15 protein-coding genes are annotated in these 21,764 nt (G+C 44.7%); 2 read left to right on the forward strand and 13 right to left on the reverse strand.

The genetic code is table 11. The annotated features are described in order from the left end of the window. Positions 1-84: 84 nt before the first annotated feature. From ACH59B_RS22675 to ftsE, 11 genes are all read right to left on the reverse strand, one after another. Entirely contained in the window at positions 85-312 is a 228-nt protein-coding gene (locus ACH59B_RS22675) for an aspartyl-phosphate phosphatase Spo0E family protein (protein WP_016822961.1), read from the reverse strand. A 205-nt stretch (positions 313-517) separates the two neighbouring features. Continuing rightward, the gene (locus ACH59B_RS22680; RefSeq protein ID WP_226888618.1) at positions 518-1,927 is read right to left on the reverse strand and encodes a DNA-binding protein; all 1,410 of its coding nucleotides are present in this window, start codon (positions 1,925-1,927) and stop codon (positions 518-520) included. Positions 1,928-2,493: 566 nt separating this feature from the next. Continuing rightward, positions 2,494-3,891, reverse strand: a complete 1,398-nt coding sequence (locus ACH59B_RS22685; RefSeq protein WP_016822959.1) for a helix-turn-helix transcriptional regulator — start codon at positions 3,889-3,891, stop codon at positions 2,494-2,496. Between the two features lie 215 nt (positions 3,892-4,106). Beyond that, on the reverse strand, positions 4,107-8,165 hold the full coding sequence (locus tag ACH59B_RS22690; RefSeq protein WP_126666391.1) for a glycosyl hydrolase: 4,059 nt from the start codon (positions 8,163-8,165) through the stop codon (positions 4,107-4,109). 382 nt (positions 8,166-8,547) lie between these two features. Further along, positions 8,548-8,931, reverse strand: a complete 384-nt coding sequence (locus ACH59B_RS22695) for a hypothetical protein (protein ID WP_016822956.1) — start codon at positions 8,929-8,931, stop codon at positions 8,548-8,550. 273 nt (positions 8,932-9,204) lie between these two features. Next, positions 9,205-9,762, reverse strand: a complete 558-nt coding sequence (locus tag ACH59B_RS22700) for a class I SAM-dependent methyltransferase (protein ID WP_016822955.1) — start codon at positions 9,760-9,762, stop codon at positions 9,205-9,207. Between the two features lie 179 nt (positions 9,763-9,941). Then, positions 9,942-11,258 (reverse strand): PDZ domain-containing protein, encoded by a 1,317-nt coding sequence (locus ACH59B_RS22705; protein ID WP_017427073.1) that lies wholly within the window; start codon positions 11,256-11,258, stop codon positions 9,942-9,944. Between the two features lie 164 nt (positions 11,259-11,422). Further along, the gene (locus ACH59B_RS22710) at positions 11,423-12,889 is read right to left on the reverse strand and encodes a S41 family peptidase (RefSeq protein ID WP_016822953.1); all 1,467 of its coding nucleotides are present in this window, start codon (positions 12,887-12,889) and stop codon (positions 11,423-11,425) included. A 205-nt stretch (positions 12,890-13,094) separates the two neighbouring features. After that, positions 13,095-14,378: a murein hydrolase activator EnvC gene (locus tag ACH59B_RS22715; protein WP_016822952.1), complete on the reverse strand. Its 1,284-nt coding sequence runs from the start codon at positions 14,376-14,378 to the stop codon at positions 13,095-13,097. Positions 14,379-14,461: 83 nt separating this feature from the next. Next, positions 14,462-15,379 (reverse strand): permease-like cell division protein FtsX, encoded by a 918-nt coding sequence (gene ftsX / locus ACH59B_RS22720; protein WP_016822951.1) that lies wholly within the window; start codon positions 15,377-15,379, stop codon positions 14,462-14,464. Beyond that, complete coding sequence (gene ftsE, locus ACH59B_RS22725; protein WP_007432660.1) at positions 15,369-16,055, reverse strand: cell division ATP-binding protein FtsE; 687 nt, start codon at positions 16,053-16,055, stop codon at positions 15,369-15,371. Before ftsE ends, ftsX begins: the two co-directional genes overlap by 11 nt. A 223-nt stretch (positions 16,056-16,278) precedes the next feature. Between ftsE and ACH59B_RS22730 the strand changes: the two genes are divergently transcribed. Further along, positions 16,279-17,697, forward strand: a complete 1,419-nt coding sequence (locus tag ACH59B_RS22730) for a VanW family protein (protein WP_126666392.1) — start codon at positions 16,279-16,281, stop codon at positions 17,695-17,697. A 73-nt stretch (positions 17,698-17,770) separates the two neighbouring features. Here ACH59B_RS22730 and ACH59B_RS22735 read toward each other — a convergent pair whose 3' ends face one another. Next, on the reverse strand, positions 17,771-18,925 hold the full coding sequence (locus tag ACH59B_RS22735; protein WP_039276371.1) for an S-layer homology domain-containing protein: 1,155 nt from the start codon (positions 18,923-18,925) through the stop codon (positions 17,771-17,773). A gap of 264 nt (positions 18,926-19,189) precedes the next feature. Between ACH59B_RS22735 and ACH59B_RS22740 the strand changes: the two genes are divergently transcribed. Beyond that, entirely contained in the window at positions 19,190-19,972 is a 783-nt protein-coding gene (locus tag ACH59B_RS22740; RefSeq protein WP_126666393.1) for an alpha/beta hydrolase family protein, read from the forward strand. Positions 19,973-20,059: 87 nt separating this feature from the next. On the opposite strand, the gene ACH59B_RS22745 is transcribed toward ACH59B_RS22740, so the two are convergent. Then, positions 20,060-21,694: a glycosyltransferase family 39 protein gene (locus ACH59B_RS22745; protein WP_126666394.1), complete on the reverse strand. Its 1,635-nt coding sequence runs from the start codon at positions 21,692-21,694 to the stop codon at positions 20,060-20,062. Positions 21,695-21,764: the final 70 nt, after the last annotated feature.

The following is a 21,764-nucleotide window of genomic DNA, read 5'->3' on the forward strand; positions in this document are numbered from 1 at the left end:
TAGAGATTATTTTGTTTATGCTATATCTCACTATGTATAGAAGCCAAGGTGAAGTTAGGTTTTATCTTGTTATGATGCTTGATGTTAATAAGATAGGACAAGCTCGTGTTGCTTCTCTTGGATCTGTGAACTTTGGGGTACGCTCTGTTGTCTACGATAGCTATATTTCCAATCACTGTACTTATTAAGGAGCCGATCCAACTCCATAGACTTGGTCAACACCCGTCGATCCTTCAATCCCACCTCTTTCGCCAAATCATTTAATTCTTTTCGCTTTTCTTCGATGCACTCCTCCAATTGTTGCCATTTCACATCAATAAACCTCCTGTTCGGTGTGGTATTTACATTAGTTTACAGGCTGATACCTTCCCCACAGGTTAAAAATATAATAAAACCCATTTCATCCCTTTAACGGAATACATCAAAAAACCAGCCTTACCAAGACTGGTTTTTTGATAACTATTAACCGCCCATCCCATGGCCAAACACAATAATGTTATGAGAGTATTCTAAAAAGCTAAAAAGCCCTATTATTAGAATGAACCTCAGGTTTTTTACTCGCACTTATCAAGACCTCCTCCATGATACTTTCATATTCTGATATTTGGTCTTTTGTTGCCTGCGCTCTAAATTTCCCGAATATTGCTGTGCAGATCATAAACTTTTCTTTGTTATTGATTTGAAGACATTTTCTCAAGCATTTTAAAACATAATAAATACCATTTTCATAGGAATAGCTATTAAACATATATATTGTTAGTTGATAACAAAAATCAGCATACGTATGATAACTAAATGATTGTTCATAATAACTGGTTTCCATAGATAATTCATCATTAAATGAGTTTATTTCGCGGGAAAATTGTTGGAGGATATTTTCAATTAAAAAACCATGCTTGTTAGCCGACTCTACTATCGTTAATAACCCTAATAAAATTTCCGGTGGGTTATTTTTTAAAAATTGAATATATATTGGCAAACTACCTGTATCGCCCATAAGAATTTTCAAGTTAAGCTGATTAGCATTTGCCCAAAGGGTGAACTTTTGTACTTCTTTTTGTCCAATCTCTCCTAAATTCTCAAACCAACTCAAATCGGCATAACCAGAAATATACTTCATTGCTTCCTCATACTTCTCTTGTTTTTCCAGAGCATTACCCTTTATTAAGTAACCTTGACCATAGTAGACCACTAAATGTCTCTCAGTTTTCAATGTAACATTCTTTTTATTAGTTTCTCTGCTCCTACAAACAATAGTTGCAAGCGCTCTTAATTCATCTGCATAACGCTCTGTTTCTTTCCATTGATGCAAGTTGAAATAAAGATTTGACAGTTTAAGCAGACCATCTAAATGGTACTCTAAGGGTACCCGATTTCTAAAGGGTACAAATCTTAGTGCAGCCTCCAATCTTTTTTCCATACTTTCACTAACAGAGATTGAAAAAATTCTATAATGACTAATTGCCAACCTCTCTGAATGTTGGTATTTTTCATTTTCTATGACACACTCGTAAAAAGGAATTGCCTCTTTTAACTTTCCTTCTTCATAAAGCTCCTCTGCCAAAGTAAAGATTGTTGGAATGTGGTTAAGATCTTCCATTAAGCGTGAGAGCACTTTCTCCACGCATTGCAGGTTTCCTACTTCAACACAGCGAATAAGGAACGGCTTAACTCTTTTCCAATGTGGTCTTCCATCATAAAAACATTCATCCACATACAGGTCATACAACCAGTCTTCGGGATAATTAAGCGCTTTAGTGATCAAGTCCATTTGTCGTACGGAGATAGGCTTGGGCGGATTCCCGTTAAGCATAGCACTAAAAATGCCTCGGTTTAGACCCGTAGCTTGTCCAAAACTATTAAAAGTATAGCCACCAAGTTTTAATTCTTTCTCAATTTCCGAACGAATCGTGGTTGCATTTTCCAATAAAAACACCCCCGGCATATTCAGATGATTTTAAAAATCACCCTCCTCGACAATCAATTACAATATACTAGAAATTATATGAATAAATTGGATGTTGGTCAACCCTTTATTCTACACCATTTCAATATATTATGGAATTTAATGTGTATAAAAAATCCGCTAATCCTAAAAAAGTGTGTTGTTAGCAGAAGTGTCTAATTCAACAGATTCCTATATTAGCAAGTTAGAGTGTGGCGAAACAATATACAAACTAAAATTTTGGAGAAAATAGCCGATAGACTGGGCTCAAACGTATACCCGTTTTTTAACTTCAATCCTTGATGAAGAACTTAAAATTCAGCTCTGGATATGGGAATGCATTTATATTCTTTCACAGCAGAGTGAAGCGGACTAAAATAAAAGCTTATCGCATTTTAAAAGAACTGTTTACGTTAGAAAGTGAGCTCGATGATTTCAAAGGCAAGGGATAGGTTTAATAATGTCTCAATAAGCTATATATTCTACGAAAAATAAAAAAGGCTACTCTTTTCTACTTATTAAGTAGAAAAGAGTAGCCTTTTGGTAGTTTAAGGAATCATCTGGTTTGCATTATACTGTACTTCTTCAAGCAATTTTTCATATTCCTCGCGTTGTCCGTTCGTGGAATGATCTTTATACTTCTCAAATAATAGTGTAATAGACTTGATATAGTAGGCTTTATCATTCAATTGAGAAGATGCTTTGAAGCTTTTCAACATAACATCCATGGCTTTCAAATAAGCTCCTGTATTGAAATAATAACGACTAAGCTCAAGAAAAAAACGAGAATAAGTAATCAGATTATAATTTGTATGATAGTAAGAAATATTGGTATTTAATTCTTTGAATTTATCAATTTTTTCAGCAAAGAGAGTTAAGATTTCATCTATTGGATAATTGTAAACATTAGCTGACTCAACAATAGTCAATAGTCCATGTAATATCTCCGGCGGATTATTTCTAAGAAGCTCAACATAGGCTGGTAAGCTTTCCATTTTCCCCATTAGGATTTCCAGATTTAACTGGTTTGCTTTCGCCCACATTTTAAATTTTTCTGCCTCTATTCTCCCTATATCGTCCAGATCTTCAAACCCAGATAAATCTGCGTAATAAGGAATAAAAGTCAGGGCCTTCTGATATAATCCTTGTTTCTCGTAGGCATTTCCTTTTAATAAAAAGGATTGACCATAATACACGACTAAACGTCTTTCTGTGTTTAGTGGCTTAACTTCACGACTCTTCAATTTTTCTCTGACCTGCTGTTGATAGATATTCGTAGCTAGTACTCTTAGTTCTTCAGCATACTGGATAACCGTCCCACAATCATCAAGTTGAAAATAGGCATTAGCCAATTTTAATAAAGCATCTAATTGGTAATTATCGGGGAGTTTCCTTCGAAACGGAGCAAATTTTATAGCTTGTTGACGATTATTCTCCAGATCTTTGTTTAAAGAGCAAGAAAATAGCCTATACTGGCTGACAGCCAACCGCTCTGAGTGGTAATATCTTTCGTTTTCTATCACACACTCGTAAAAAGGGACAGCTTCGTTTTCCTTCCCACCTTCATGCAGTTCTTCTGCAAACTCAAATACCGTCGACACATACGACAAATCCTCCGTTAGTCTCGACAATACCTTTTGAATACACTCCTTCCTCTCCAATTCCACACAACGCAATAAAAAAGGCTTGATCCGTTTCCAGTGCCCTTTCCCCTCGTGAAAGCATTCATCTATGTACAGCTCATACAGCCAGCCTTCGGGATACCCCAATGCCTTGGTAATCAGGTCCATCTGACGAACCGAAATTGGCTTAGGTGGGTTACTGTTCAGCATAGTGCTAAATGTACCACGGTTAATTCCAGATATTTTACTGAAGCTGCTAAATGTATAGCCTCTCTGCTTGAGTTCGGTCTCTATCGTCGAGCGGATCGTAGGTGTATGTTCCATTTCAATCCCCCTCTTAACTGAAAAATATATTTTTCGTCTTTTCTAACATTATGAGGTAATTTTAGTTCGTGATTTCTTTAATCTGAATATAAAAGTCAAACATATCCCTTCCTTCATTATCCATTTTAAAGTTATAGAGGCTCTGTACAAAAAAAATGAGCAGAGGATACAATTCCCCTGCTCATTTCAGCAATGTTTTAGATCGAACATTTATCTTAATTAGCTGTCGGCTCGGTTCCCCAAACAAGTACGCCGTTATGATACAAGGTAGCTTTAGGATGATCGGCAAATGAGGTTTGCGTGCCTTTATACGAATAATCGTCACTTTCGTTATAGTTCGACCAGTCTGTCTTATGAATACGGGTTTGGATATCGCCCGTGCTTCCTCCAGGTGCTAACACGCCTGCATCCGAATTGAAACTGACTTCCAAATAATAATCGGCACCGGTTGCAGCCTTCTCCATTTTAACCAGTTTACCGTTCAGCTTTGAGCAGCTCAGCGTCGCATAGTCGCAGTTGAAAGTCTGCTCACGGTCACCGTCGATTGTGTAGTAGTAGCGAATTTTCAACTCGTTGATCGGTATGGAGGTTGTGCCTTTGTTTACAATTTGGAATTGCGGATTGAGGTGATTATCGTTCACCTTAGTATCTGCTGTGCGATATTGGAGCAGCAGTCCTGTCGTCGGCTGCTGAGTATCCGCTTTCGGCATTGCGCTAGCCGTGTTCGAAAGCGTCTGTCCTGCATCGTTCTTCGCTACGACCTGGTAGTAATACGTCGTGTCTGCTGTTACGGCTGTGTCGACGTAGCTGCTTCCGTACACATCGCTCGCTACGGTGGCGAACGCGCCGTTTTCAGTCGTCGAACGCTTCACTTCATAGCTTTTCGCACTCGCCGATGCTGTCCAGCTTAGCGATACTTTCGCCGTTTCACCCGCAGCGTTCAGCGTGAAGCTGCCCGGTACGGACGGCTGCTCAGTAATGCCATACGTTTTTAAGTTCGTTGGGAGCTCATCCAGCGTAATGACGTTCGGATGATTATACACTTTTTTCAGATGCTCAAGGCTGTTTTGTTTGCCGTCTCTCACAAAATCTCCATACCATGTAGCGAACCAGCTCCAATGAGCTTGATACGCCTTCATCAAATCAGGGTCCGGGATCGGTCCATTTTCGCTCATGGCAACTAGCTTTTTGTCCTTGCCCAATGCAACAAGGTCTTCGTATTTTGCAATTTGCGGGCTGTAATCACCGGCTTGCGGATAAGAGTCAAAGCTCAAAATATCCACATACTCGTCTCCCGGATACCAATCTGGAGCAACAGAATTCCATACCCAGATCAGATTGTTCAATTTGTGCACATTCGTCAAACGGTCGTGCATTAAAATATATAACTTTTTAACAGGCTCAGGACCTTTGGCGCCCCACCAGAACCATTTGCCTTCCGCTTCGTGCAAAGGACGGAATAGGACAGGAACCTTCGCATCCTGCAGCTTCTTCAATTGCCCTGCAATCACATCGATGTCGCGAATAAGTAATTTATAATCTTCGGACTCTGGATGATTCATCGCATATTCTATATCGAATGTGGTCGAATCGGCATAGAAGCCTCTCCACCATTCTTTTCCCTGCGTATCGATTAGACCTTTCGGTGCGTTCCAGTGCCATGCAAAGGTAACGATGCCCCCTTGCTTATCCCATGCAATCGCCTTTTCTGCCTCTGTGGAACTAAGACCGTGTTCCGCTCTGCTTGGCGAATAGTCGATCAGGTCAAGCGCTGCAATCGCCGGCTTTTTACCTACATTGGCATGAAGCCAATCAATTTCGTTTATTTCCTCTTGACCAGAGAGCATATTCTTCCCGTATTGATCAACCAGATAGTTCATCAATGCTTTTGCTTCTACCGTCGCATTCGGATTGGTAAGCGTTTTGGTTACCGCATGAGGTGGGCGGTCAGCGGCAGGCTCTAGTCTGACGTAGTCGATATCGTACCAGCCCCAGCCTGTTTCAAAACTGATCATATTCGCGCCTGCATTCAACAGCACCTTGCCTCCGGAAGTTTCTTTAAAATCAGTCGTTTTCTTAAGCAACAGTTCGCCAAACGCTTTGCCGTTTAATGAGAAATTGGTGCGTTTGTCATCATGAGGAGAACGGTAGCCGATTGTAAGATTGTACAAGCCTGCCGTGGGAGCCTGAATCGTCATCGTCAGGGAATCCCCTGGATTGTGGAAATTCGTTACATAACCAGTACCGGAGTAGCCGGTCCCGCTGGATTCCACAATGGTTCCCTTCAGCGTGCCTTCTTCGGCTTCATAGCGAGCGGGACCGTTTACAGGCGTCTTCGGAACCGCTTTCAAAATATTGGATTCGCTCGATCCCTTATTGGTTTTGGCGGTTACTTTGTAATAGTATGAAGTACCGTTTGTTACGTTAGTATCCGTATAAGACGTTTCGACCAAGTTGGATGCTACAGCAGTGAAAGGGCCGTTTTCATCTGTTGCCCGCTGTACGCTGTATCCTACAACTCCGCTGGAAGCATCCCAGGACAAATGGACTTTCCCATCACCAGCCTCAGCTTTCAGCTTAAAGCTTTCAGGACCTTCCACTGGAGACGTGTCATTGCCAGTAGTCAGCACAATGTGATATGCCGTCAAAGGCGGTACGGTATAAGTAAAACGGTTGCCTGAAATTTGCGTGATTGGCGCTGCTTCTTTAATTTGCGAGCTGTTTTTATCGAACCCCCATACTTTACCGGAACTGTAAGTCTTCGCGCCGGAAAGATCAAATTGGGCGTCGAATGCGCTGTCCATGCTTTTATTCATGACAACGAGGTGCAGTTCTTTGTCGGATGCATTCGTTACGGAAGCATGGACCGAGCTATTGACAATATCTGATGTTTGCGCACTAACACTGGTATCACCGAAAGTAGAGTTTTTTCCGTCATAATTGCGATAAAGCTTGTAAGCGGCACTAACGTAGTTGTTGACACCATCCTTTAGCTTCCAGTAGTTTGCCATATAAACATCATTTTTGCCCAAGATACCCAGCACATCGGTCATCGCAATCCCGCCGGAAATATCATTTTCGCCGCCATAGCTATACTCGGTTATTGCCAGCTTGGTTCCCGGATAATATTTATCCACCGACTGCTTCAATCGAGGTAGTATGGGCAAAAACTCGCTGTTCCATTGAGCGATCCAACTATCTTCCTTATAGGTTGGGTCCCACAAGGTGCGAGGTGCCTGCATTCTGGCTTTCTTCGTTTCGTCATTGCCTACCTCATTCGTAATTCGTATGCCTCCGCCCATCGCTTCGGGATACCAGTGTACGTCGAATACATCCAGCAATCTCTTGCCTTCGGCTTGCGAGCTAAGGCGCATTTGATCCAGATAATAGTCTACGAACCAGCTATAATTGCCTTTTACAGAGTCCCAATCAGGTGCAGTTTGAAGATCTTTATAGGCGCCAAATCCGTAAAGAACCGGCCCAAAAATTTCTGCACCTGCGTCAATCGCTTTCACAGCTTTGGATAAACTGACTGACCGGTCTACCAACTCTTTCGCTCCGACTTTTTCACCATGAATGCGTGGATGCGTATGCGACCAGAGAGCGGGTTCATTGTCGAGGGCATATCCTTTCACACCCGCCTTTGTTGAAGCAGTGCCGTACTTGTTCACTAAAAAATGGACGAACTCATCCACATAGACCCGATTGTCATTCAGATCAGGCTGTAGTTGGAATGGTGCATTTTTGGCGTTTACGACCTGATTCCAACGAGCGGAAGGGGCCTTTTCACTTTCCTGCACACTTCCGTTTCCATCCTTAGCCACATAACCGGCCATCGGCAACGTAACTAAAGAATAAGTGCCAAGCTTCAGCGATTGGTCATGAAACGAAGTCGTCACCGCTCCTGGCTTTTCACATTCGGCTTGTGTCAGGCCACCATTACTGCATAAATAGTTATCGCTAGATTGCTGCCAGTCACTTCCTGCATTGGACATGTTGTTTTCCCAGTTGTATCCGGTCATTCGATTGCCACCAAGTCGTCTGGCAGCCATATTTTCATCGCCTGTCAAATCCTGATTTGTACCATATATATAAGGGCTAATAGGCTTACGATCCTTGGATGTATCTACTTTAATAGTAATAGTCTTTGCCGTTTGACCGTGAACCACAGCTGGAGCAGGTAAAGCCCCCCCTACTATCATCGTGCAGGCCATGACGACAGGCAGCCATTTGGAACGTTTGAACAGAATACTACTACTATTTTTCGCTCTCATACCACTTTCCTCCTTTACATTTGAAAAGAGCAGCCCCATACAAGTACCGCTCCGGAACAGCATCGCCTTACTCTAATCCATAGATTCATTTTTTATAGATTCGTGCTTAAATTCCACCCATCGAAGCTCCAAGTATCTGGTTGATTACACTCTCCTCTCCGTCCGAAATTCAGAATTGCTCGGATCTTCAAATGTTGTAATACAGCTTTGCTATACGTTTTACCGATCAAATCTTCATATCGAACCATTTATGGGACGTAATGTCCATATTCTTAGATTATTCCAAATGGTTATATAGCAGAACATTGACTAGAGTTAACTTATTAAATAACTTTATAGCCTGAATATAAAAAAGCCCCTTAGCTAAGGGGCTTTTTTATCTCTACCGTACTTTGTCCTTTTGAATAAGTTCATAGTAGATCCGTGCTGGCTCGGCATCTCCAGTAGATAAAATGTATTCTGCTAAAGGTGCACACAGCTTTTGGAGATAGAAGGAATACAGCAGTTCGGCTGTGTCAAAATGAATGTTCAACACTCGTTTCATCAGTTCTTCAAATTTGTTATAATCCAGTTCTTCCGGGCTAATATCAAAGGGGTATTCTGGAAAGGCTTTTTTTTGAATCTCAACAAATTGATCCTTAAGTTTGGGTTGATTGCCTGATCGTGCAGCCGAAAAATTCATCATAAAAAAGGATACAAAATCTGTTTCACGGTCGCTTAACCCATAATACTCACACCAGCGCATGAACATCAGCGGTTTTACCATATATAAATCTCCTTTAACAAAAGTTCAGATTTATTATGAATCCTACAAAAGTCTAACAGGTTCCAACTTATGTAATATATAGGTTAAGCCCCATTTTAAAATATGATTCCTTAAATGAATTTTGCCATTTAACATAACCCTTATCTTAAATTTCCATAAAAGTAGACAACAAAAAAGACCGTTCCAACATCTTAATGATGCTGACCCAATCTTCTCATAATCATCCGTGTATGGATATTCGTATTTATTCTAATCTCCTACATAGCTGAAGGGTCACAGGCTGCAAGTAAACACATAGGCTGGCGGCACATTATAATTTACCTTTTTAATCTGGATATCTGCAAAGAAAGTACGGAAGAAATTGTGCTTAACTTTGCTATACTGGAACGTAATAAACTTGCCTTCTTGGCCTAACACCTCGGCCGTTTGTCCCAAAATGAGGCTGGATAACGCGGCGGGTAAGCTGGTGAAAGGAAGCCCCGATACGATATAATCCACCTTCGAGACTTGGTACTGTTCCATATACCGCGCTACATGCTCGGCCGATCCATGAATGATGTGTACCCTCTCCAGGTGACCATATTTGCTTTGTAATTTTTTATAAAACGATTCATTTGCCTCAATCACTAACAGTAGTGTATCTGGACGTTTGTTCAAAATCAGCTCCTGCGTAAACACACCGGTCCCTGCCCCATATTCAATAATGCACGAGGCTTTGTCAAAGTAAATCGGTGTCGCAATTTGTTTGGCCAGCTGTCTTGAACTGGGTATTACAGCGCCTACGCTGCGTGGGTGCCTGATGTACTCTCGAATAAAGTGAATCGCGTTCATCTTTTCCTCTCCCTGCTTGACACACATGATAGGCATTCGGTTCATCAATGTTTCCCATTACATTATTCATTGTATACCGATGAGAATATTCATTTCAAGCAGGCTGCTGTCGCCATATACAAAAGAGGGTAGCCTTATTCGATTCTAATCAAATAATGACTACCCTCTTGTTGTAATATCTATTGGTCCATGGTGTCCAAATGCGTACCCTCTGCCTTGGATGCCTGTCCTGCTTTGCGTCGTCGTGCACCTATGTGCATGGCCACAATTCGGTAGATGGAGGCCGGCTGTATGGATACAGCCCAGCCTGCGTCTGCATCAGGTGCAAGCACGACCCCTAACTGATGATGATCGCCATCGTACATGCCTCGCTGTACAAACTTGCTCTCCCCTTGCAGATTGCGTACCTCCAGCTTACAAAAAGCAGAGTTGATCCGCAAGGCCTGATGCAGCTCGGCACGGCTGTTCACAACCATGCCATTCACACGGTATATGGCCTCACCCGGCAGTATGCCCATAGCTGTCGCCGGACTATCTGGCAGCACAGCGAGAACACGCATCCCTTGCTCGGGATGTACAAACATCGGACTAAGACGGCTTTCCTCTATATTTCCGTACCAAATCAGCGCTTCATGGGCCAAGAAGGAGAATAACGCTGCCAGCAAGATTAGCGGACTCCACCAGGCCGCCAACAGGCTTAGCAGAAGCAAAGCCACACTGTACAGGAGCAATCGGTTCGAAGTAAGTACTGCCTTCTGTCGGGGTAGCTGGCCGAGCGTCACACTGCTAAAGCCCATCAGGACTGGCAGAGCTGCTAGCATATACCCTGTTCCGGCATCGCCGCCGAACAAAGGTGTCCAGGGAAGCATGAATCCTCCCTGAGCGGGTACCAGTAACAGTAATGGAATGGGCCAGAGATCTTCCATACGATAGCCACCAACCAATCTCCCCCGTTTGCCCTCGACGAACAGCGGAGTAGCTGCCTTTCCTCCTTGCCAGCGAACCAACAGCGCTTCAGCCACATGCAGTACAGCAACCAACACTAAGAGTGCTGGAATATCCAATCCACGGATAGCTGCTACCGATGTCCCGAGCACTCCCCCAGGCTGCCAGCCACTCGCTATGTTCAGAAAAAATTGAACTACACCTAGCAGACCAACCGAATAAGCAAGACACAGGTAACGGACGCGTACCAGCATGAGCAGTAATGTGGCTATCCACAGGCACACGATGGAAGTCGGGTTCAGATGCACGCTGATGAACATTCCTAGAACGGATAGTGCCATCCCGGCAAGCAAGCCACTCCATACGACACGCCAGGTCTCTGCAGCCCAGCTATGCATTCTAGTATGAAATAGCTTGCGCTCCAGTAGCATTTGCCGACGATAGCCAAGCGCGACAATGAGTATCGAGATATAATAAAACGGCTGCAAAAGCAGGTACAAGCAAGCATTCAAGACGCTCCATCCCCATTGTAATGCCCATTCCAAGTCCATTCACACTCCTTATGCCCCTGGTCCGCTGTATAGCGGAGCACGTACATTTCATATCCATTTATTTTATATGAAATTGCCAATGTAGGGAAGACAAACCGACAGACTGCAAATAAATCCCAATAAAAAAGGAGGCTGTTTCCAGCCCCCTTGTTGTAGCCTCACTATTATTTCGCTACGCCTGTCTTCATTTCCTTCCGAATCTCTTCAATCCCCTGCTTGAGTTGATTATCATTTTTCGGATCACGAATTTTTTCAATCAGCTTCGCTTCCATCGCTGATGCTGTCTTCGCATCAATGATGCCGTTAGCCGTCAGCTTCGCCTCTTTTTGGAAAGCCATAACAGAGCTTTCAGTCACTTTGTCAAAATAGCCGTCCTCGCGACCTGGTTTGTATCCCAAGCCTTGCAGAATGATTTGTGCATTTTTCACATCGCTGCTATTCATATTGTATTTCAAGGACTTTTCCTTGTTCAGCGGTGCTGCCGTAAAGTATTCAGGCTGGTCCACCGCGATGTCCGGCTTAATCCCTTTTTTATGAATCCATGTTCCATTTGGCGTTAGCCATTTGGCAATCGTGATTTTGAGCAGGCTACCGTCACCCATTTGCTTGTCATAGCTGGTTTGTACAGTACCTTTACCAAAGGAGTTTTCTCCGATCAACACTGCGCCAGCGGATTGCTGGAGAGCACCTGCCAGAATTTCGGACGCACTTGCGCTACCTTTATTCATGAGCAAAGTCACCGGATAATTTTTGCGTGAACCTTTGGACTTCTCTTCCTCACGCTTCTGATTTTTGTCTTCCACTTGTACAATCGTTTTACCGGAAGGTACAAATTGCTGTGCAATATCAATGACAACAGAAAGTACCCCACCTGGGTTATTACGCACGTCAATGACGAGTCCCTTAAGCCCTTGTTTTTCCAGCTTGGCTAACTCTTCCTTGAAACGTTCTGCCGTATTTAAGGAGAACTGGGTGATCGTAATGACGCCTACTCCATCACTTTCCATATGAGCCGTTACAGTTTCCATATCAATGTTGTCACGGGTAATCGTGTATTCGAGTGGATCAGGAGAACCGTTACGCTGAATTTTGACTTTTGCCTGACTGCCCTTTGGTCCACGAATTTTGGAAACGGCCTTGTTCAGATCCAAACCGTCCAGTGTTTCACCGTTAACAGACAATATAATATCCTTAGCGCGTAGACCCGCCTTTTCAGCCGGAGATCCTTTAATTGGTGTGACTACGACTACTTTCCCATTTTCAGCCGCTACTTCGGCTCCAATCCCGGTAAAAGAGCCTTCTATGGATTGCTCGAACTGTTGTGCAGTTTCTTTACCCATATAAGAGGAATACGGATCGCCAAGCGACTCCATCATTCCATTGATGGCGCCATCCACCAGCTTGGTGCGATCCACATCCTGATAATATTGTCCCTGGATTAGGTCCATCGCTGTCTCAATTTTGCGGATATCACTTCTGGAGGAGGAACTACTCCCCGTTACACTCGCCAGCAGTCCTTCGCCCAGAGCGCTATTCCCTACTGTGGTTGTTCCAGTATAAGCAAAAGTGAGCAGACTGCCGCCAAGCAGCCCGATCACCATCAAGAGTACCGCTGTACTTTTCTTCAACATCTAATCGTCCACCGCCTTCTCTTTATCTTGTATCCTATTTCCCTCACAACGCATCCATTCACGAAGTATACGTTTAGCTTGTACGGAATATGTTAATTGTATCCTACTCCGTGTTTCAATGCACATGTTCTTCATTGGATATGAACCATTAAAGCAAAACCCTATCTACAACCGGATTGGTTACAAATAGGGCTTACCTTATCTATTATAAATAGTTCATCGGATTTACAGGTTTGTTATTCTCGCGCACTTCAAAATGACAGTGAGGTCCTGTGGAATTCCCCGTCGAACCCACTTCCGCAATTTTTTGACCGCGTTTCACGGTTTGCCCCGTATGAACCACCGTACCGCCGTTGCGAATATGTCCGTATAGGGTCCATAGTCCGTCTCCGTGGTCAATGACAACCGTGTTCCCATATCCGCTCCACCATTCAGCAACAATGACAACACCGTCCTCGGCTGCATGAATGTCGGTTCCCTGCGGAGCCGCCAGATCAATACCTGTATGGCCTTTAAGCTTGCCGGTTATCGGATGTACCCGCATGCCAAAAGTAGATGAGAGTCGGTAATGGGCTACAGGCGTAGCCAAAGTACCTGATCCGCCCGTATACGTACTGGCTGCCGTATGGCTGGAATTCGAGGCGGCGCCTGAGGATGAAGATGCAATTCGCTTGGCTGCAGCAGCACGTGCAGCTGCTCTAGCGCGTGCTGCTTTGGCAGCCTGCTCCGCTCTGAGCTTGTTCTTCTCCTGCACCAGCGCCACACGTTTGTTCGCGAGGGCTACCAGCATATCGTTTTGCTCTTCACTAATTTCATCCGATTCAGCAATATCATGATCGTAGTTGGCAATCAGTCTTTGCTTCTCTTTTTCCTTCGAATTCAATTGAGCTTTGGCGTCCTGCTTGAGCGCATACAGCTTCTTGGCATTTTTATATTCCGTATCAAGCTGCTTTTTCTTGCTAACGACCAGAGCCTTGTCCTTTTTATGCTCGTCCAACAGAATTTGGTCCTGCTCCACGATCGTTTTCAGGGAATCTACCCGACTGAGAAAATCACTAAAGCTGGTCGAAGACATAAGCACGTCCATATAGGAGACCGTTCCATCCGTATACATGAGACGCACACGAGTTTCCAGCATTTTTTCCCGCGAATTAATGCGATCAATTGCTTCGGCCAAATCTTTTTTAGTCGCACGCAGATTATCTTCCGTTTGATCGATCTGAACCGCTACACGAGTCAGCTGATCACTGACGCTGTTAATTTGAGCAAGTACCGTTTTCAGGTTTTGTACGGTTTTATTTTTGTAATGTTGAGCATACTGTTTATCTTGAGCAGCCTTTTGCTGCTGTTGCTTGGCAGATTTGGCTTGCTTTTCTAATTGGTTCAGTTGCGAATTGATCTCACTCACGCTTTTGGCATATCCGTCAGAAGGCTGGATTAGCAATGCAGCTACCAACGTAGCAGCCAACACAGATCCTATTTTTTTCAACTTGCACTCCCCATCCTTTATCGCAAAATAACACCGGGCTTCCCCGTTCTATTGAATGACTACGACGTTCCACCAAATGCTTCTTAGACTTTCAAGAACTTGCGCATGGACAGGGTACTGCCAATAATTCCGACCAGCATCCCCAAAATAACCAGCAATGCACTCAGCTGAATCCAAATGCCTTCAAGCGGCATAAGCTTCAACATATTGAGAGCGATATCTCCCTGAACGGCTGTCAGCAAACGCTGATAGCCTGTAAATAAAATTCCTACAGTAATAAGAGAACCAATAAGACCAATAAGCGCGCCTTCGATAAAAAACGGCCATCGTATGAAAAAGTTGGTCGCACCGACCAGCTTCATAATGCTGATTTCTCTGCGTCGTGCCAATATCGTTACTCGAATGGTATTCGATATCAAGAACATAGACATGATCGCCAGTCCGGCGACGAATATAAAACCAACATTGCGGATCAGCTTAGTAATGGTAAAGAGCGTCTCTACAGTGCCTTTGCCGTAACGAACCTTTAAGATCGGTTTTTCGGGATGCAATGTATTCAGCTTCTCAATCTTCTCGGCCACAAATGGAACCGTCGTTGGTTCAATAACCTCTACCACGATTTTGTCCGGCAGTGGATTGCTGTCCTTGTCAAAACCCTCCAGCAGATCCTTGCCACTGTCTCCCAAATCTTTGCGAAGCTCCTCCAAACCTTGAGCTTTCGTCACAAAGGTCGTTTTGCTGATCTCCGGCATTGCCGCGATTTCCTTTTGCAGTGTTTCACGCATGCTCTGATCGACATTGAGCTCCAGAAATACGTTAACTTCCACCTGACTATCTGCTTGATCAGCCAAGGAGTTGACGTTAAGCACCAGCATAATAAACACGCCCAGTATGAGCAGTGACACAATAATTGAGGTGACGGATGCTACGGACATCCAGCCATTGCGGAATATGTTTTTGAAACCTTCCCGCATATGACGCAAGAAGGTATTAAAAGTCATATCCGTACTCCCCTCTTACCTGGTCTCTTACGATATTGCCATTTTCGATGGCAATGACGCGTTTACGCATGGAGTTCACGATGTCCTTATTGTGTGTCGCCATCACAATGGTCGTACCCCGAAAATTAATTTCATCCAGCAACTGCATGATCTCCCACGATGTTTCGGGGTCCAGATTCCCCGTCGGTTCATCAGCAATGATGACCGAGGGATTGTTCACGATGGCCCGTGCAATTGCTACACGCTGTTGCTCCCCACCAGAAAGCTGGGCAGGCTCACGATTCATTTTTTCTTTCAAGCCAACCAATTCGAGCACTTCTGGAACCCGCTTGCGGATCAGCTTCTTGGGAGCCTCTATAACTTCCATAGCAAAAGCCACATTTTCATAGGCTGTCAAACGCGGCAAAAGCCGGAAATCCTGAAAAATGACTCCGATGTTACGACGAACGTAGGGAATTTTGCGCTGCTTGAGCTTCCCAATATTAAAACCATTGACTGAAATTTGTCCCTTGGTCGGTACTTCTTCTCTATAAATAAGCTTCATAAAAGTCGATTTCCCCGCTCCAGACGGGCCGACTACGTATACGAATTCATTACGGTCAATTCTGACCGATACTCCTTGAAGTGCGTGGGTCCCGTTCGTATAGGTCTTCCACACATCCTGCATTTCAATCACTCGATCACTTCCCGCTGCTTAATCATGTTACGTATAACCTAGTATCCATTCGACATATTCCATGCATTTCCTTTAAAAACTTCTGTATTTCATCATACCGTTTATCATTGTAACAAATTTGTTACCTAAATAGTACCGAAAGTTTTCTGCTTTTGGCACATATATATGAATATTATGGCACACGAAATGCTATCAAGCTTATCAGACAGGAGACATCTGCATTATGAAAAAAATTCATTTATCTGTCATTTGGATATGGTCTGGTGTTCTGGCGCTGGCTATGCTGTGGGGAGGACTTCATCTGTACGCCGATAGACAAACACTACCAGAGGGAGTGCGGATCGGAGGAGTCAACGTAGGCGGCATGGATAAAACGGACGCTCTTCGACTGGTGGAGAAAAAACTGGATGCATTGAAGCAGCGCCCTCTGCTCTTCACGGACAGTGACAGCAGTGCACAGGATATAAAGCTAACACTCGGGGAAGCAGGGTTCAGTTATAAAGCGGAGGCATTCCGAAATGCGGTAAAGGCACTCAGCGCGAAGCATCTATGGACTCGCGTACAGACACGTTTTAGCTTCGAGAAGGAATGGTCTATCACACCTTTCCAGCAAGAGAAGATCTTAAAATCCCAATTTGGAGCTGATTGGGAGGAACAACGATACGGCATGCCTATCAATGCGGTGCGTCAGATTGATGCAAACGATCAGGTTCGTTATATTCCGGGGCGCTCTGCCCGGCGCTTGGATTGGCCCAAACTGGACGTCGTAATGAAGCAGGCACTCCCCAAGGATTTTACGGCTTTCGAGGAGCCGATCCGAGTGGAATTACCGTTCCACCAGTTGGAGCCGAAAATTACGGTCGACAGGCTGCGCAGCGAAGGTATAGAGCGTAAAATTACCCAATTTTCCACCAGTCTCGGCAGTAGCTCGAAAGGACGTGTGTATAACGTTAATTCGGCGGCAAGCACCGTTGATGGTTTAATTCTCAAACCAGGTGACATATTTGACTACGGCCAGGTGATTGCCAAGGCTGAGCGCACCCATGGTTTTCGTGAGGCTCCAGTAATCGTGAACGGACGGCTGGAGTCCGGCATTGGCGGTGGGATTTGTCAGGTATCCAGCACGGTCTATAATGCAGCGCTGCGAGTCGGCTTGGACATTGTCGAACGCCGCAACCATTCCCTGCCAGTCAGCTATCTGCCCAAAGGCCAGGATGCGACCTTTGCTACAGGATCCATTAATTTTCGTTTTAGAAATAATACCGGCAAACATTTGCTCCTACGTGCCGCGGTCCAAAATCGAACGCTTATCGTCAAAATTTTTGGTACATTTCCATCCAATATTTCGTATGAGCTTGAATCTCACACTGTTCGCATACTCCCCATACCCGTAAAGAGAATACGTAATGACTCACTCCCCTCAGGCTTCTATCAAGTCATTCGGCAGGGGAAAGAAGGGTATGTGGTAGAGACTTTTCGAATAAAAAAGGTAGATGGAAAACCCGTCGAGCGCACCCGAATCAGCCGCGATACGTACCGAGCGCAGCAGCGCATTATAGCTAGTTATGGCGGTAGCACATCGTCTGAGCCACAAACACGCGAACTGGAGAAACCTATTGTGGAAGATGGCATAAGCGAATAAACGAAAAAATCCCCCTTCGCTACTGGCTGGATTGGTTCCAGACAGAGTGAAAGGGGGTTTTTTTGTTTCTAAATTACTCGCTGCGTTTACTCAAAACCGAGATTTCTACAGGCTCACTTTCATGGCCGTCTGTATCTTTAGCTTTGATCACCAGTCTAACTGTCGCTTTTTGAGTAAGCACACTGATGCTAAATGTGCCGTCATCTTTGGCTACTGCACTGCCGATAGGCAGATCGTTGGAATAGGCAGTTACTGTGGAACCCGCTTTTGCTGTTCCTGTAATTGTACCTTCACCATCGTACACATCGTTGACTTTCAGTGCATTCGAGGTAGCATCCGCGTCAGTAGCTGTGTCTGTAGTCGTATCGGTATTTGTAGTTGTCTCTGTGCTTGTCTCTGTTGTTGTAGAGTTGTCCGTAGTAGTTGTACTATCTGTGCTAGTACTTGTGCTGCTATCTTCTGTTTCACTGCCAGAAGTAGTCGACGTATTACCGTAAGTGGAATTTGTCACGTTACTGTATGTGGAATCCGTTACCGTTCCACCAGGAGTCGTCGTCAGATTATCAACAGGGCTCAGGTTATAACCGGATGCAGCATCCAGAATAGCAACCGCCTCTGCACGAGTCAGCGGCTTCAGTGGCTGGAATTTACCATCCGGATAACCGTTGATGATTTTTTGCTCCGCAACAGCCGCTACACTTTTCTTCGCCCAAGATCCAATTTTGTCGGAGTCAATGAATTTAGTAACATCTGCTGCGTTACCCGCAGTCAGCCCAATAGCTTTGCCAATAATCGCAGCTGCTTCCTGACGTGTTACCTTACCATTTGGTTTGAGCTTGTTACCTGCATAGCCGCTTATGTAGCCTGCATTTACGGCACTAGTCAGTTCGTTGTATGCCCAGTGGGATGCCGGAACATCTGTGAACGTTCTGCTTCCATTACCGTTGATTTTCACACCACCTGCATACGTTACGTCTGTCACTGCTGGAAGTTCCTGTGTGAACGTTCCCAAGCTGCGGTTCAGAAGAACGATAAATTCTGCGCGTGTGATCGCCGCATCCGGTTTTACCGCCCCATCCAATTGCCCTGTAGCTGACCAGCGTTGCACCTGATCTCCCGCCCAATGGCCGCTTGTAGTTTGAGGAGCAGCTGCCGCTGCGCTGAATGCGCTAAGAATAAGACCTGTACTCAGTACACCTGTAATTGTGGTTCTTAACTTTTTCCCCATGCTATAAATTCCTCCCTCAGATTGGATTCATCAATCTTTTTTAAACACTTTACCAGAAATCAAACCCAAATAACCCCTAAATTAAAAAAATCGTCCCATATAACCATGCCCCCTCCTAATGTAGGATAAATAAGAAACAGGACTTAATGCCTAGTCACTCACTTGGATATGTATATTTGGACAGGTTAAAGTATACTGAATGAATAATCATTAGGCTGGAACAGGTCAAAGAGATTGCAACCCCCTAGGAAAAGAGGTTTTCTTATGGCACTTATTCAATGTCAGTTTTACTCGGAAGTTCTTGGTCTAAGCACATCCATGAATGTTATTCTTCCGCAGGCAACCCGCTCACAGATTGGAATGGAGGGCAAGCAAGGAACAGGGCCACATCCGACACTGTATTTACTGCATGGCCTGTCGGACGATGATTCAACCTGGCTGCGTCGAACCTCGATTGAACGCTACGTCGCCTCTATGGGCCTAGCCGTCGTCATGCCCCAGGTACATCGGAGTTTCTATACGAATATGGAGCAAGGAGCGGCTTATTGGACCTTTATTAGTGAAGAATTGCCGGCTTTGGCACGTTCATTCTTTCCTCTGTCGGACAAACGTGAAGACAATTTTGTAGCTGGTCTTTCTATGGGGGGGTATGGTGCCTTCAAACTGGCACTCCAGCACCCGGAACGCTTTGCAGCCGCTGCCAGTCTTTCGGGGGTTATGGATTTACACGCATCCCGTACCGATCCTATGCAAAATGCCATGAGTCCAGCGGAATGGCTTAACATTTTCGGGCCAGATGAAATACGCGGAACAGATCACGATTTGCTGGAGCTGCTACAACGTCATACCACCGCGGGGACCTCACTCCCCCGACTCTACCAATGCTGCGGTACGGAAGATTTCTTATATAAGGGAAATCAGACTTTTCGTGAAACATGCACCTCTCTTGGAGTTCCGCTGACCTACGAAGAAGGTCCTGGAACTCATGAATGGGGATACTGGGACACCAAAATTCAGGATGTACTGGCATGGCTACCGCTTAAATGACATTAAACAGGCAAAAAAATCCCCGCAGCCTTCCTCCTCGCACCATGCGAAGGGAATAGGCTCCAGGGATTGTTGTTATGCCTATCATCAGGGATTAGTCGTTGTCTCCGTCGTTGGAGATCCATTAGTTAGTGCCTTAGGCAACACTTTATACAGACGCCACTCGCCGTTAAACTCACGTTCAAGCTGAACCCATGGGGCACCATGCTCATATAAATTCGGATATACCATATTAATCTTACTCAACGGCATGCCTGACATAATCTTAGGTACAAGGATATAGTCCACATGATTGTCCTGCGGATAACTTAATGCTTTATTGAACGCATAATCACTGGTGATCAGAAAACGTTTGGGATATTGGCTGTAGACGATCATCGTGTAGGCTGAAGCCGAATCTGTCATAATGGTAGACTTCGGCAGATGCTCATCCAGCCAAACGGCAATCTTACGATCTGATTCTTGTCTCACATAGTTTACATTCCCCGTGCGTGTGAGAAAGCTATTCTCATCCGGTGCAATATCCGGGCGAGTCAACGCATAGGAGAGTAATCCAGCGGTAAGTAGCAGACTGACGGACACTAGACCAAAGGCCGCCCTCCGCCAACGTCCCTGAAGCTGGCTCAACTCATAAGGCAACCAGGCTACGGTAATTGGGAATACATACATAAAGTAGCGGAACCAACCGTACGAGGATTGCCGCATCATAAGTAAAAATTGCAAGCCTGGTACAGACAGGAATAATAACAAAATAATCAAGGTTCCCCACCGGAACAAGCGTCCACTCAACAGACGAATGAACAAAATAGCAAACAACGGTACAGAATACCAGATAGTTTTGGATGCAATAAACTTCAAAGCCACCAGCGGATTGGAGAAAATCTCTACAAATTTATCATCATTCAGCAGCTCTGCCGATTGGGCCGTGTTCGAGTACTCTGAATTCAGGAAATAAAAAGCGTTCCCCATAATAAGATAGTTAAAGAAAATCCACAACAGCCCGGAAAAGACCACGGGGAGCAGAAGAAGCAACCAGGTTGCCTCGACTTTATGCAGCTTTTCCCGCAGGGCCAGTTCACGTCTACCCAAGTTGCGATGAAGAAATAAAATCGCCAAGACCACGCCAACAGCCATGGCCACGCCCAGAGGCACCGCTTCATAACGAGTCCAGAACGCCATGGCAAGTGCTAACCCAGAAACAATCAGACTTGCCGTCATGCGGTCCTTGAGCCACAGCGCAAATTCAATCACCGTCATCATAATGAAATATATGTATAACGAATCGCTTAGACCGTTGGCACCAAATAGTAAAATAAACGGATTCAGTGCATACAACAAAGCCAGCAGCAAGCTCATCCTAGAGCTAAGCCCTGTTCTGACACCCGCCCGATATAGCAGCATAGCGGTCAAAGCAGAAAAGATAGCACTCAGAATAACAGCAGCCAATCCATAGGAGGCTAATGCCGGAAAGATTGGATACAGCAATAGAATCACCATTTCCAGAAGACTGGGTAGTGGATTCCAGATAAATCCGATAGCGCCCAGATGCGGGTCGCGGCTGTACAACACATAAAAGGCGTTAGCTACCCGACTGAGCGCGTCTGTGTGCATATATCCCAGAACATAGCTGAAATAGATGCCCGCAGACAGCTCCAATGCAAGTATAAACACAAACAGACCTATAGCCATCCATCTGCTTGCAGACCATTTGCGAAAGGACATTCCTCTCGTTCCCCCTCAAACTTCTTGCGGTGGTGCAGCTATAGGGAGCTTATGCCCGACAGCTGTACCC

Source organism: Paenibacillus sp. DP01 (assembly GCF_044784315.1).
Classification (GTDB): Bacteria; Bacillota; Bacilli; order Paenibacillales; family Paenibacillaceae; genus Paenibacillus; species Paenibacillus polymyxa.

Excerpts from the sequence above, each read along its gene's own strand:
- ACH59B_RS22710 (WP_016822953.1), bottom strand. The coding sequence starts at position 12,889 with ATGTTGAAGAAAAGTACAGCGGTACTCTTGATGGTGATCGGGCTGCTT.
- ACH59B_RS22705 (WP_017427073.1), bottom strand. The coding sequence starts at position 11,258 with ATGGACTTGGAATGGGCATTACAATGGGGATGGAGCGTCTTGAATGCT.
- ACH59B_RS22700 (WP_016822955.1), bottom strand. The coding sequence starts at position 9,762 with ATGAACGCGATTCACTTTATTCGAGAGTACATCAGGCACCCACGCAGC.
- ACH59B_RS22690 (WP_126666391.1), bottom strand. The coding sequence starts at position 8,165 with ATGAGAGCGAAAAATAGTAGTAGTATTCTGTTCAAACGTTCCAAATGG.
- ACH59B_RS22745 (WP_126666394.1), bottom strand. The coding sequence starts at position 21,694 with ATGTCCTTTCGCAAATGGTCTGCAAGCAGATGGATGGCTATAGGTCTG.
- ACH59B_RS22730 (WP_126666392.1), top strand. The coding sequence starts at position 16,279 with ATGAAAAAAATTCATTTATCTGTCATTTGGATATGGTCTGGTGTTCTG.
- ACH59B_RS22695 (WP_016822956.1), bottom strand. The coding sequence starts at position 8,931 with ATGGTAAAACCGCTGATGTTCATGCGCTGGTGTGAGTATTATGGGTTA.
- ACH59B_RS22735 (WP_039276371.1), bottom strand. The coding sequence starts at position 18,925 with ATGGGGAAAAAGTTAAGAACCACAATTACAGGTGTACTGAGTACAGGT.
- ACH59B_RS22685 (WP_016822959.1), bottom strand. The coding sequence starts at position 3,891 with ATGGAACATACACCTACGATCCGCTCGACGATAGAGACCGAACTCAAG.
- ftsX (WP_016822951.1), bottom strand. The coding sequence starts at position 15,379 with ATGACTTTTAATACCTTCTTGCGTCATATGCGGGAAGGTTTCAAAAAC.
- ACH59B_RS22740 (WP_126666393.1), top strand. The coding sequence starts at position 19,190 with ATGGCACTTATTCAATGTCAGTTTTACTCGGAAGTTCTTGGTCTAAGC.